This is a genomic window from Kitasatospora sp. NPDC058063 (assembly GCF_042885395.1).
Classification (GTDB): domain Bacteria; phylum Actinomycetota; class Actinomycetes; order Streptomycetales; family Streptomycetaceae; genus Kitasatospora; species Kitasatospora lactacystinica.
This window is the reverse complement of record NZ_JBHVSD010000018.1, coordinates 1-11,414: the sequence shown is the minus strand read 5'-3', so window position 1 is coordinate 11,414 and position 11,414 is coordinate 1. Positions and strand designations below refer to the sequence as shown.

Sequence of the window (11,414 nt, the reverse complement as noted above, 5' to 3'; positions counted from 1 at the left end):
GGAGCGGGTATGACTAGCACCCGGACCGGCGCGCGACGCCCGGTCATCACCGCCTGGTCGGCGGTGTCGCCGTTCGGGATCGGCCGGGCCGCCTTCGCCCAGGGCCTGCGCGAACGGCGCGCCACCGCGACCGCCCTGGCACCGGAACTCGCCCGGACCTCCGACGGCACCGCCTGCGTCGTCCCCGGCTTCGACCCGCGCACCGTGCTCGGCCGCAAGGGCACCCGGTCGATGGACCGGGTCACCGGCCTCGCCGTCACCGCGGTCGGCGCGCTGCTCGACGACGGCGGGCGCAACCGCGCGGTCGGCACCGGCGAGCGCGCCGCGCTCGCCCTCGGCACCACCACCGGCAGCGCCCAGAGCATGATGGACTTCACCCGGGACTCCTTCACCGGCGAGATGCCGTTCTTCGTCGACCCGGCCAAGTTCCCCAACACCGTGATGAACTGCGCCGCCGGCCAGTGTGCCATCTGGTACCAGCTCAAGGGCCCCAACGCGACCATCGCCGGCGGCCGGGTGGCCGGCCTGCACGCACTCAGCTACTCCCGCCGCCTGCTCGGCGCCGGGCGGGCGCAGACCGTGTTGTGCGGCGCGGCCGAGGAGTTCTCCGCGGCCCGCGCCTGGCTGGAGCACCACGCCGCCGAGGGCGCCGGCGCGGCCGCGCTCGGCGAGGGCTGCGCCGTCCTGCTCGTCGAACCGCCGGCCGACGAGGGCGCCGAACAGCCGGTGCTGGCCGAGGTGCTGGCCGTCGAACTCGGCGTGGCCCTGAATGGCGACGTCCGGCCCGCGCTGGCCCGGACGCTGCGCCGGGCGCTGGACCAGGCCGGGATCGAGCCCGGCCGGGTGGCCGTGGTCGCCCGTTCCGGGGCCCCCGGGCCGGAGGGCGACGCGGAGCGCGCCGCTCTGCACGAGGTGCTGGGCGGCGCGGATGCCGTCGACCTCACCCCGGCCGAGCTGATCGGCGACACCGGCGCGGCCGCCGCCGCCTTCCAGGCAGCCGCGCTGCTCGCGTACGCCGAGGACCGGGCGGGCGCCGCGGCCGGGCAGATCGGCCTGATCACCTCGGTGGACCGCGCCGGGTCGGTCGGCTGCGCCGTGCTGGGCCTGCGCTGACGATTCCCGTCAGCCGAACGAACGCCAACAACGCATCAACGGAAAGAAAGAGGGCCGACCGATGACGAGCGCACCGCTCGCTGTGCTGGACCTGGAGGAGCTGCGCGAGGTGGTCGCGAAGGTCCTCGACATCGAGGTGGACGAACTCACCGACGACGCCGACTTCATGGACGACCTGGAGGTCGACTCGCTGATGGCCCTGGAGGTCGTCGTGGTGCTGGAGAAGAAGTACGGCGTGAAGATCCCCGAGACCGAGCTGAAGCAGTTCACCTGCCTCGCCAAGGCGTACGAACTGCTGCTGGCGAAGGTGCGGGCGAGCTGATGGTGCTCGCCACCGCACGCCCGGTGCCGGCGCGGGCCACACCGCTGGCCGGTCCGGTCGAGGTGGTCGCGGCGGACTGGCCGCGCGCCGCCGTCCGGTTCACCGTCGCGGCCGGGGAGCCGGTGCTGCCCGGCCACTACCCGGGCTTCCCGATCTTCCCCGGGGTCTGCCTGCTCGATCTCACCCACGCCGCGGTGCTCGCCACCGCCGCCGACACGGACCCGGTACCCGAGCTCGCCGAGGTGGAGTCGACCCGGTTCATCGGCCCGGTCTACCCCGGCGACGTCCTCGGCGTCGAGCTCGACTGGCGCGAGAAGGACGGCGGCCGGCAGTGCCGCGCGGTGATCCGCTCGCCCCGCGGTGACGCCGCCAAGCTGCGGCTGCGCTACACCGGCGAGGTGACCCGATGACCGGACAGGCGCAGATCCGCGCCCGGCTGCCGCACCGCTTCCCGATGCTGCTGGTCGACCGGGTGCTCGAGCTCGAACCCGGCCGGCACCTCACCGCGGTCAAGGCGGTGACCTGCAACGAGCCCTGGTACGCCGAGCTCGGCCCGGACACCCCCGAGGAAGGCTTCGGCTACCCGCAGTCGCTGCTGGTCGAGTCCTGGTGCCAGAGCGCCGGGCTGCTCGCCACCTGGGACGACCCCAACCCCGACGTGCTCACCGGGCAGGTGATGCTGTTCGGCAGCATGTCCGGGGTGGTCTTCCACCACCCGGTGCTGCCTGGGGACGTCCTGGAGCACCGGGTGCGGATCTCCCGCGCGGTCGGCGACACCGTGATCTTCGAGGGCGAGAGCCTGGTCGCCGGCCGGCCGGTTCTGACCGTGGGCTCCGTGGTGGTCGCGATGCGCCCGGCCGAGGTGCTGCGCCCGAACCCGGGGGCAGAGGCGTGAAGTCGACCCACGACACCGATGGAGGAGCGATGGAGGAGAACACCTCGCGGGTGGCGCTGGTCACCGGGGGATCGCGCGGGATCGGCCGCGCCACCGTGCTGGCGCTGGCCCGGGACGGCTTCGACGTGGCGTTCTGCTACCGGGCCGACGAGGAGGCCGCGCGCCGGCTGGAGGAGGAGGCCGCGCAGACCGGCGTCCGGGTGCTGGCCCGGAAGACGGACGTGACCGCCGCCGCCCCGGTGCGCGAGCTGGTCGCCGAGGTCGAGGAGAACCTCGGCCCGGTCGACGCGCTGGTCACCGCGGCCGGCATCACCCGGGACAACCCCCTGGTGCTGATGACCGACGAGCAGTGGCAGGAGGTCATCGACACCAACCTGGGTGGCGTCTACCACGTCTGCCGCGCCGTGGTGTTCGGCATGATGAAGCGCAAGTCCGGCGCCATCGTGAACATCTCCTCGGTCGCCGGGGTGTACGGGCACGCCACCCAGTCCAACTACTCGGCGTCCAAGGCCGGGATCATCGGCTTCTCCCGCGCGCTGGCCAAGGAGACCGGCCGGTACGGGATCCGGGTCAACACCGTCGCGCCGGGCTTCATCGAGACCGACATGACGGCGGCCATCGAGGGCCGGGCACTCAAGGACGTCATGGCGTCCATCCCGCTCAAGCGGATGGGCCGGGCCGAGGAGGTCGCCGACCTGGTCGGCTACCTGGTCTCGGACCGAGCGCAGTACGTCACCGGCGCCGTGCTGCAGATCGACGGCGGCATCACCATCTGACCAGCCGAACCACCGAGAGAGGCGGCACCATGGCGCGCAAACCGCCGCGCTGGTACTTCTCGTTCCGCAGCCCGTACTCCTGGATGGCCTACCGCGACCTGATCGGGCGCTACCCGGACGTCGCCGAGGCGGTCCAGTGGCTGCCGTTCTGGGAGCCGGACGAGCAGCACCACGAGCACCTGGAACACAGCGGCGTGCGGCTGCCGTACGTCCCGATGTCCCGGGAGAAGCACCTGTACATCCTTCAGGACGTCCGGCGGCTCGCCCGTGAGCGCGAGCTGGAGATGGTCTGGCCGGTGGACCGCGAACCCCGCTGGGAGGTCTCCCACCTGGCCTACCTGGTGGCCGAGGAGCACGGCCGGGGCCGGGAGTTCATCGACCGGGTCTACCGCGCCCGCTGGCAGGACGGCCTGGACATCTCCGACCCTGCCGTGATCGCCGCCCTCGGCCCCGAGCTCGGCCTCGACCCCGACCTGCTCGGCGGCGCGAGCGCCGACCCGGCCGTCCGCGAGCGCGGCCTGACCGCGCTGGCCGCGGTGCACCGCGACGGCGTCTTCGGCGTGCCGTACTTCATCGACGGCTTCGAGAAGTTCTGGGGTGTGGACCGGCTGCCCGGCTTCGTCGCCTCGGTGCGGGCCCGCACCGCCACCGGCGTCACCGCCTGACCGCACCGCACCACCACCAGCCCGCATCAACGGAAGAGGAACCCGACACCATGGCCACCAACCCCTTCGAGGACGACAGCGCCTCCTACTACGTCCTCGTCAACGAGGAGAACCAGCACTCGCTGTGGCCGGTCTTCGCCGAGGTGCCGGCCGGCTGGACGGTCGTGCACGGTCAGGCGGGCCGGCAGGAGTGCCTGGACTACGTCAACGAGAACTGGATCGACATGCGCCCCCGCAGCCTGGTCACGGCGATGGGGGAATGATCCCCGGCGAACTCGTGCCCGGCCCGTGCATTTCGCGCGGGCCGGGCGTCGTCGTGCATGGGAATGCCGGATCCGGACGCGCGCCGGGGGCCGTGCGGCCCCCCGTTGGCAGCTTGATGCACCGAGGATTGTGACCCCCCCTCGGTGAGTGCCACAGTGGTCCGTAGCTGCCCCGAACGGACCTGTCGGCTTCCTGCGAGACATTGCCGGGCCGTCCCGGGGCCGATGACGAATCTCCCAAGAATTCGATTTCCGGGATTCCGCGACAGCGGTTCGATCCCGCTCGAAACGACGGCCAGGGGTGGAACGAAAAGCATGTTCGGCGGAGACAGGACAGCCCTGACAGCCGCTCAGGCGGGAATTTGGTTCGCCCAGCAACTGGACCCCGACAATCCGGTCTTCAACGCCGCCGAATACCTGGAGATCCGGGGCGGCGTCGACGCGGCGCTGCTGGAGACCGCGCTGCGGCAGGTGGTCACCGAGGCCGAGACCCTGCGGGTGCGGATCGAGCAGGACGGCGAGCAGCTGTGGCAGACGGTCGGGCCGGTGCCCGGCCGGGTGCTGGAGGTCGTCGACCTCACCGGCGAGCCGGATCCCGAGGCCGCCGCCCTCGCCCGGATGCGCCAGGCCATGGCCGTCCCCGTCGATCCCGGCCGCGACCCGCTGTTCCGTTTCGAACTGCTGAAGGTCGCCGCCGAACGGCACCTGTGGTTCTACTGCTACCACCACGTGGTGGTGGACGGTTTCACCGTCGCCCTGCTCGCCCGGCGCGCCGCGGAGGTCTACACCGCGCTCGCCACCGGTGAGCCCTGCCCGGCGAACCCGTTCGGCCCGCTGGCCGACCTGGTCGCCGCCGACCAGGAGTACCGGGCCTCCGCGCTGTTCACCGAGGACCGCGACTGGTGGGCCGACAAGCTCGCCGACTGCCCGGAGCCGGCCGGCCTGGCCGCGCGCAAGCCCGTCCTTGCGCACGGACTGGTGCGCCGCACCGCCTTCCTGCCCGCCGAGCACCTGGACGCGCTGCGCGACACCGCCCGCGAGGCCGGAGCCACCTGGCCCGCCGTCGTCGCCACCGCCGCCGCTCTCTACCTCCAGCGCGCCACCGGTGCCGCCGAGGTGGTGCTCGGCCTGCCGGTCGCCACCCGGCTCGGCCGGGCCGCCCGCACCCTGCCCGGCATGGTCTCCAACGTCGTGCCGGTGCGGATCGTGATCGACCCCGCCACCACCCACGCCGAGGCCCTGCGGCAGGTCAGCGCCGAACTGCGCGGCGCGCTCAAGCACCAGCGTTACCGCTACGAGGACCTGCGCCGCGACCGCCGGCTGCTCGCCGACGACCAGCGGCTCACCGGGCCCGAGATCAACATCATGATGTTCGACTACGACCTGTGCTTCGGGCCGCACCGAGCCGTCGTGCACAACCTGTCGATCGGCCCCTCCGACGACCTCTCGATGATCGTCTACGACCGCTCGGACGGCCGCGGCCTCCAAGTCGACTTCGACGCCAACCCCGAGCTGTACACCGAGGCCGAACTCGCCGCCCACCAGGACCGCTTCCTCGGCTTCCTGGCCAACCTTGCCGCCACCGGTCCGGAGCAGCCGGTCGGCCGCACCGACCTGCTCGGCGCCGCCGAGCGCGAGCTCGTCCTCGACACCCACAACGACACCGCCCACGACGTCCCGCCGGCCACCCTGACCGACCTGCTGGCCGACCGGGCCGCCGCCTGCCCCGAGGCCGTCGCGCTCGCCTTCGAGGGCCGCACCCTCAGCTACCGCGAACTGCACGAACGTGCCGACCGGCTCGCCCACCTGCTGGCCGGGCGCGGCGCCGGTCCCGAGCGGCGGGTCGCCCTCGCCGTGCCCCGCTCCGAGGAGCTGGTCGTCGCGTTGCTCGCCGTGCTCAAGACCGGCGCCGCCTACCTGCCCGTCGACCCGGACTACCCCGCCGAGCGGATCAACCTGCTGCTGACGGACGCCCGGCCCACCCTGCTGCTCACCACCACGGCCGTCCACGACCGGCTCCCGGCCGACCTTCCCGTCCCGCACCTGCTGCTGGACGACCCCGGCCTTGCCCCGCGGCTCGCCGAGTGCCCCGCCGGGCCGCCGGCCGTCCGCCGGCACCCGGACCACCCGGCGTACGTCATCTACACCTCCGGCTCCACCGGCCGCCCCAAGGGGGTCCTGGTCCCGCACCGGGGCATCGTCAACCGACTGCTCTGGATGCAGGACGCGTACGGGCTGCGCGCCGACGACCGGGTGCTGCAGAAGACCCCGTCCGGCTTCGATGTCTCCGTCTGGGAGTTCTTCTGGCCGCTGATCCAGGGCGCCACCCTGGTGCTGGCCCGGCCCGAGGGCCACAAGGACCCGGCCTACCTCGCCGAGCTGATCCGTGAGCAGGGCGTCACCACCGCGCACTTCGTGCCGTCCATGCTCCAGGTCTTCCTCCAGGAGCCGGCCGCAGCCCGGTGCACCGGCCTGCGCCGGGTGATCACCAGTGGCGAGGCGCTGCCCGAGGAGACCCAGCGCCGGCTCCTGGGCCTGCTCCCCGGCACCGAACTGCACAACCTGTACGGCCCCACCGAAGCCTCCGTCGACGTCACGGCCTGGCCGTGCGCCGACCGTCCCGGCCCGGTGCCGATCGGCCGTCCGGTCTGGAACACCCGCGTCTACGTCCTGGACGCCGGCCTGCGCCCGGCAGCCCCCGGCGCGCCCGGCGAGCTGTACCTGGCCGGTGTCCAGCTGGCCCGTGGCTACCTCGACCGTCAGGGCCTGACCGCCGAGCGCTTCGTCGCCGACCCGTACGGCCCGCCCTGCTCCCGGATGTACCGCACCGGCGACCTCGCGAGCTGGGGCGAGGACGGCGCGCTGCGCTACCTCGGCCGCACCGACGACCAGGTGAAGATCCGCGGCTTCCGGATCGAACTCGGCGAGATCGAGGCCGTGCTGGCCCAGCACCCGCAGCTCGCGGCGGTCGCCGTACTGGCCCGCGAGGACCGCCCCGGTGACCGCCGGCTGGTCGGCTACCTGGTGCCCGTCCCCGGCACCGCCCCCGACCACGCCGAGGTCCGCGCCCACCTGGCCGCCCGGCTGCCCGACCACCAGGTGCCCGCCGCCCTCGTCACCCTCGACCGGCTGCCCGTCACCCCCAACGGCAAGCTCGACCGCAAGGCCCTGCCCGCACCCGACCTCGCCGCCGCCGTCTCCTCGCGCGGCCCGCGCACCCCGCGCGAGGAGATCGTCTGCGAGCTGTTCGCCGAAGTGCTCGGCCTGCCCCGGATCGGCGTCGACGACAACTTCTTCGACCTCGGCGGACACTCCCTGCTCGCCACCCGCCTGATCAACCGCGTCCGCGAGACCTTCGGCGTCCAGCTCACGATCCGCAGCCTCTTCGAGGCCCCCACCCCGGCGCTGTACGGCGCACGGCTCGACGACGACAGCCGCAGCGAGGACCCGCTCGACGTCCTGCTGCCGCTGCGGCCGTACGGCGAACGCCCCGCGCTGTTCTGCGTGCACCCGGCCGGCGGGCTCAGCTGGTGCTACGCCGGGCTGATCAAGCACCTCGGCGCCGGGCACCCGGTCTACGGCCTGCAGGCGCGCGGCCTCGACGGCGGCGGCGAACTGCCGGGCAGCTTCGAGGAGATGGCGCAGGACTACCTGCGGCAGATCCGCAAGGTCCAGCCGACCGGGCCGTACCACCTGCTCGGCTACTCCTCCGGCGGCATCGCGGCCCACGTGATCGCCTCCCAGCTGGAGCGCGAGGGCGAACAGGTCGGGCTGCTCGCCATCCTGGACACCTATCCCGGCCAGACCCTGGCCGAGCTCGGCGAGCAGGAGATCCTGGCCGACCTGCTGCGCTGGGTCGGCTACGACCGGCGCCGACTCGGCCGCAAGCCGCTGGAGTTCGACCAGGTGGTCGAGCTGCTGCGCAAGCTCGGCAGCTCGCTGGCCAGCCTGGAGCGGCACCACATCGAGGCGATCGGCCGGGTCTACGCCAACAACCGCGAGCTGGTGCACGAGTTCGAGCCGGCGCGGTACGGCGGGGACGCGGTGGTGATCGTCGCCTCGCGCGACAAGGTCGACATCTCGCCCACCCCGGACACCTGGAGCCCGTACGTGGCCGGGCGGATCACCCCGTACTACCTGGAGCGCAACCACAACGACCTGATGAAGCCCGGTGCGCTCGCCGAGATCGGCCGGATCCTCGCCGACGAGCTGCGCGCCCTCGAGGCCCGGGGTCTCTGACCTCGGCCCCGGCCCGTTGGCCCGGGCCGTGCCCGCAGCTCCTCCTGACGCAACACCGAACCGTTCGAGGGTGGATAAACCATGTCCGAAACCGGGAACGCCCGGGTGCCCCTGCCCGCCGCCGACATCACCGACCTGATCGCGGCCCAGGCGGCGCGCACCCCGGACGCCGTCGCCGTGCTCAGCGGCGGGCGGCAGCTGACCCACGCCGAGCTGGACGCCCGGACCAACCGGCTCGCCCGGTTGCTGGTGCGGCACGGGGTCGGTCCCGAGCGGTTCGTCGCGGTGGCGCTGCCCCGCACGGTGGACCAGATGGTCGTGCTGCTCGCCGTGCTCAAGACCGGCGCCGCGTACGTGCCGCTGGACCCGGACTACCCGGCGGACCGGGTCAGCTACATCCTCCAGGAATCCTCGCCCGCAATTGTGTTGACGGATCGTCAGTTCGGGATGCCGGACGCGGGTGCGCCCGTGCTGTACCTCGACGAGGCACTGGCCGCCGCCGAGGAGCTGCCCTCCGGTCCGCTGACCGGGAGGAAGCTGCACCCCGCCAACCCGGCGTACGCGATCTACACCTCGGGCTCCACCGGGCGGCCGAAGGGTGTGGTGATCCAGCGCTCCGGGCTGCTCAACCTCCTGCTCGGGATGGCCGAGCTCTTCCCGATGGCCGAGACGGACCGGATGGCCGCCGTCACCACCATCGCCTTCGACATCGCCGAACTGGAGCACTACCTGCCGCTGCTGGCCGGCGCCGGCGTGGTGATCGCGTCGCGCGAGACCGTTCGCGACCCGGCCCGGCTGGCCGAGTTGATCGCCGGCGCCGGCGTGACCCACCTTCAGGCCACCCCCGCGCTCTTCCAGGCCATGGCCGCCGAACAGCCGGACTCCCTGCGGGGGTTGCAGATGATGGTCGGCGGCGAGGCGCTGTCGCCCGCGCTCGCCGACGCCATGGCCGGGCTCGGCGACCGCGTCACCAACGTCTACGGGCCGACCGAGACCAGCATCTGGTCCACCACCGCCGAGGTGACCGTCGGCGGCGGCCGGCCGGCCATCGGGCGGCCGATCCGCAACACCTGGGTGCGGGTGCTGGACGCCGCGCTGCGGCCCGTCCGCGACGGCGAGACCGGCGAGCTGTACCTCGCGGGCGACGGCCTGGCGCGCGGCTACCTGGGCCGCCCCGGTCTGACCTCCGAGCGCTTCCTCGCGGACCCGTACGGCCCGGCCGGCACGCGGATGTACCGCACCGGCGACCTGGTGCGCCAGGACGCGGACGGCCTGCTGCACTACCTCGGCCGGGTCGACGACCAGGTGAAGATCCGCGGCTTCCGGATCGAGCTCGGCGAGATCGAGTCGGTGCTGGCCCGGCACGAGTCCGTCGCCCAGGCCGCCGTGGTGGCCCGGGAGGACCGGCACGGCGACAAGATGCTCGTCGCCCATCTGATCCCCCCGGTCGGCGACGAGCTGCCGGAGGAAGCAGAACTGCGTTCGTACATCGGTGAGTTGCTCCCGGACCACATGATTCCGGCGGCGTTCGTCGGGATGGACGCGTTCCCGATCACCCCGAACGGCAAGCTGGACCGCAAGGCCCTGCCCGCGCCCGACTTCGGCGCCGCCCGGACGGCCCGGCGGCCCCGGACGCCGCACGAGGAACTGCTCTGCGCGATGTTCGCGGACCTGCTCGGCGTGCCGGACCTCGGCATCGACGACGACTTCTTCAAGTTCGGCGGGCACTCGCTGCTCGCCACCCGCCTGGTCGGCCGCGTCCGGGCGGCGCTCGGCGTCGAACTCGCCGTCCGTACGGTCTTCGAGGCGCCCACCGTCGTGGCCCTGGCCGCGCGGCTCGCCGACGCGGGCACCGCCCGCCCGGCGGTCGAGGCCCTGGCCGCCCGGCCGGAGCGGGTACAGCTGTCGTACGCGCAGCGGCGGCTCTGGTTCCTGCACCGGCTGGAGGGGCCGAGCGCCACCTACAACCTGCCGTACGCGCTGCGGCTCTCGGGCGCGCTGGACCGGGCCGCGCTGGCGCAGGCGCTGGCGGACGTGGTCGGGCGGCACGAGAGCCTGCGCACGGTGTTCCCCGAGGACGGGGGCGTGCCGTACCAGCGGGTGCTGGAGGGCGTGGCGCCGGAGTTCACGGTCGAGGAGACCGCCGAGGCGGAGCTGACGGGGGCGCTGTCGGCGGCCGCCGGGGTCGGCTTCGAGCTGGAGACTGAAATCCCGGTGCGCGCGCGGCTGTTCGCGATCGGCGAGACCGACCACGTGCTGCTGCTGACCATCCACCACATCGCCGCGGACGGCTGGTCGCTGGCACCGCTGGGTGCGGACCTCGCGGCGGCGTACGGGGCCCGCCTGAACGGCACGGCCCCGCAGTGGGCGCCGCTGCCCGTCCAGTACGCCGACTTCACCCTCTGGCAGCGCGAGCTGCTCGGTGAGGAGGGCGACCCGGAGAGCGTGATCGCCCGGCAGCTGGAGTTCTGGAAGAGTGAACTGGCTGGCGCCCCCGAGCAGGTGGAACTCCCGACGGACCGGCCGCGTCCGGCGGTGGCGACCTACCGGGGCGGCAACGTGCCGTTCGCCGTGCCGGCCGAGGTGCACCAGGGCCTGCTGGCGCTGGCGCGCACGGAGCGGTCGACGCTGTTCATGGTGGTGCAGGCCGGTCTGGCCACGCTGCTGAACCGGCTGGGGGCGGGGGAGGACCTGCCGATCGGCGGCGCCGTCGCGGGCCGCTCCGACGAGGCGCTGGACGAGCTGGTCGGCTTCTTCGTGAACACGGTGGTGCTGCGGACGGACGCGTCGGGCGACCCGACCTTCCGCGAGCTGCTGGGCCGGGTCCGGGAGTCGGACCTGGCGGCGTTCGCGCACCAGGACGTGCCGTTCGAGCGGCTGGTGGACGCGGTCAGCCCGGACCGTTCGCTGGCCCGGCACCCGCTGTTCCAGGTGATGCTGGTCCTGCAGAACAACCAGCAGGCCCGCTTCGAACTCCCGGGGATCCAGGCCGGCCTGGACCGGGTGGACGCGGGCGTGGCGAAGTTCGACCTCGCCTTCGAGCTGACCGAGCGGGCCGGGGGCGGGATCGAGGGTCTGGTCGAGTACGCGACCGACCTGTTCGACCACGGTACGGTGGAGCGGATCGTCGAGCGGTTCGTG

General features: G+C 73.3%; 9 protein-coding genes. All 9 read left to right on the top strand.

Going from position 1 to position 11,414, the window contains the following annotated elements; genetic code table 11:
* Positions 1 to 9: 9 nt before the first annotated feature.
* Positions 10 to 1,113, top strand: a complete 1,104-nt coding sequence (locus ACFVUY_RS27765) for a beta-ketoacyl synthase N-terminal-like domain-containing protein (RefSeq protein ID WP_387734341.1) — start codon at positions 10 to 12, stop codon at positions 1,111 to 1,113.
* A 61-nt stretch (positions 1,114 to 1,174) separates the two neighbouring features.
* Positions 1,175 to 1,435 (top strand): acyl carrier protein, encoded by a 261-nt coding sequence (locus tag ACFVUY_RS27760; RefSeq protein ID WP_387688314.1) that lies wholly within the window; start codon positions 1,175 to 1,177, stop codon positions 1,433 to 1,435.
* Entirely contained in the window at positions 1,435 to 1,845 is a 411-nt protein-coding gene (locus ACFVUY_RS27755; protein ID WP_387734338.1) for a hypothetical protein, read from the top strand. Before ACFVUY_RS27760 ends, ACFVUY_RS27755 begins: the two co-directional genes overlap by 1 nt.
* The gene (locus tag ACFVUY_RS27750) at positions 1,842 to 2,330 is read left to right on the top strand and encodes a beta-hydroxyacyl-ACP dehydratase (RefSeq protein ID WP_363383330.1); all 489 of its coding nucleotides are present in this window, start codon (positions 1,842 to 1,844) and stop codon (positions 2,328 to 2,330) included. Before ACFVUY_RS27755 ends, ACFVUY_RS27750 begins: the two co-directional genes overlap by 4 nt.
* A 29-nt stretch (positions 2,331 to 2,359) precedes the next feature.
* Positions 2,360 to 3,106, top strand: coding sequence for a 3-oxoacyl-[acyl-carrier-protein] reductase (gene fabG / locus ACFVUY_RS27745; protein WP_387688310.1), 747 nt, complete (start codon positions 2,360 to 2,362; stop codon positions 3,104 to 3,106).
* 29 nt (positions 3,107 to 3,135) lie between these two features.
* The gene (locus ACFVUY_RS27740) at positions 3,136 to 3,771 is read left to right on the top strand and encodes a DsbA family protein (RefSeq protein ID WP_363383327.1); all 636 of its coding nucleotides are present in this window, start codon (positions 3,136 to 3,138) and stop codon (positions 3,769 to 3,771) included.
* Positions 3,772 to 3,821: 50 nt separating this feature from the next.
* Entirely contained in the window at positions 3,822 to 4,034 is a 213-nt protein-coding gene (locus ACFVUY_RS27735) for an MbtH family protein (protein WP_363383325.1), read from the top strand.
* Positions 4,035 to 4,349: 315 nt separating this feature from the next.
* Complete coding sequence (locus tag ACFVUY_RS27730; RefSeq protein WP_387688307.1) at positions 4,350 to 8,273, top strand: amino acid adenylation domain-containing protein; 3,924 nt, start codon at positions 4,350 to 4,352, stop codon at positions 8,271 to 8,273.
* 81 nt (positions 8,274 to 8,354) lie between these two features.
* The coding region (locus tag ACFVUY_RS27725; RefSeq protein ID WP_387734335.1) for an amino acid adenylation domain-containing protein at positions 8,355 to 11,414 on the top strand (3,060 nt) is incomplete at its 3' end.